At 37.1% G+C, this 1,653-nt stretch carries 1 protein-coding gene and 2 tRNA genes; 1 reads left to right on the plus strand and 2 read right to left on the minus strand.

The features are described 5' to 3' along the window. Positions 1-592: 592 nt before the first annotated feature. A complete protein-coding gene (locus BK120_RS35690; RefSeq protein WP_179089962.1) occupies positions 593-760 on the plus strand; it encodes a hypothetical protein in 168 nt (55 codons plus the stop codon). Positions 761-1,467: 707 nt separating this feature from the next. Here BK120_RS35690 and BK120_RS34225 read toward each other — a convergent pair. Then, positions 1,468-1,541: transfer RNA gene (locus tag BK120_RS34225), tRNA-Gly, on the minus strand. A gap of 14 nt (positions 1,542-1,555) precedes the next feature. Next, positions 1,556-1,632 (minus strand) — tRNA-Pro (locus tag BK120_RS34230). Positions 1,633-1,653 lie beyond the last annotated feature (21 nt).

The following is a 1,653-nucleotide window of genomic DNA, read 5'->3' on the forward strand; positions in this document are numbered from 1 at the left end:
GCGTTTATTTATGTTTACATAAATAATATTTTCGGTTCAACATTGGAGTTTGCTCTTATGCTGTTCATGTTCAGTCCTACGGACATGAAATCCGCTATTTCGATATTTTAAGCTCGTTACGTGAATCTAACGGACATAGGATACGTTATTTGCTTAAAAAGCAGCCAAATTAAGTATCCTGAGGCTAAATAAGAGATCCTATGTCCGTTAAATCTATAAATGGACGTAATTCCGGCAAATAAGGTATCTCATGTCCGTTGCAGCTCTTACTTGGAAGTTTTAAGAGAAGAGAATCCTCACAATTAGCTAAGAATACGTGCGCCTGCACCAATCCATCAAAACCCCACTTTAAACCTTCAACTTCCGCATTAGGTAATTGCCGCTAATATATGATAGTTCACTTTCTTAAGCGCTTTATATAAATTACTTTGCTGCATAAATAACGCTTCTAAACCTATCCATTCGAAATTTTTAATCATAACTTGATATTTCAAGAATAGATTTAAATGTTTTTATGTTCACTGTCTTTGAAACTTAGATTAATACATTGCGTAGAAATATTTGTAAAAAAGAAAGAATGAGGTCATTACGAATGAAAAAAACATTCCTATATGCCCCGATCATTCTTGTGGCTCTGTTTTTTCTTAGCATGAATGAAGCAGGAGACGAGCTACATTGGAAAAACATTGTAGAGAAGATTTTAGTTTTGGGCACTGCATTTGGGGTCTTATATTTAATTAATTGGCTGACCAAAAAATAAGCAATATGTTTATTAGAATTTAAACGTGGTCACAATCGAATCGATACATTTTAGTATAACTATATTTCTCCATGTCACATACTTCAATAAAGGAGAATGATTTAATGAGGCGCAGAACTCGTAATAATAAGGTGGATACTTTTTTTTACAGATTGGAAGTATTTTTTGAAGTATGGATATACCTCCCTCGGCTAATTTTCCGACTATACAAATGGATATTTGATTAGCCTACATAAGCTTGTTTAGTACAGGGAGTCTCTAAGACGCTTCCGACTAGAATGGAATAAATGTTAGGTAAAACCTCGCAAGGCGGTACTAAACGATATGTATTTCATGGTTAGAAGGTGTGATTCACTATCCGAACACCCCACTCTCTGATCTAGAGACGGTTTCTAAGCAAAGGAGCTCCTAAATATCCATCTGCTTGATCTAAGGCGTATAATGGCAGTGCTGCCTCGTGGGAGTGGTGAAAATCTGAAGTTAACATAGGAAAGCCTCTGTCTCACCAAAATCGGAACAGCGGAAAATACATCAATGCACGAATTAAAGATGATTAGTCGTAGGTCAGTTGATCAATTTTAATCACTTAACTCAATAGTTAAAAATTCGCCCCAGAATATGCCGCAAGATAAGGAAAGGTTTCTTGTTTATTAAATCAACAAAAACAAAAAAAGCCTTGCTGCGCAAGGCTTTCGGGTTTAAATAGTTGGAGCGGGTGATGGGAATCGAACCCACGCTATTAGCTTGGAAGGCTAAAGTTCTACCATTGAACTACACCCGCAAAGAAAAAGATTATGGTCGGGACGACACGATTTGAACATGCGACCCCCTGGTCCCAAACCAGGTGCTCTACCAAGCTGAGCTACGTCCCGAAGTGTAAATGAATTGCGTCT

Source organism: Paenibacillus sp. FSL A5-0031, assembly GCF_001956295.1.
Classification (GTDB): Bacteria; Bacillota; Bacilli; order Paenibacillales; family Paenibacillaceae; genus Pristimantibacillus.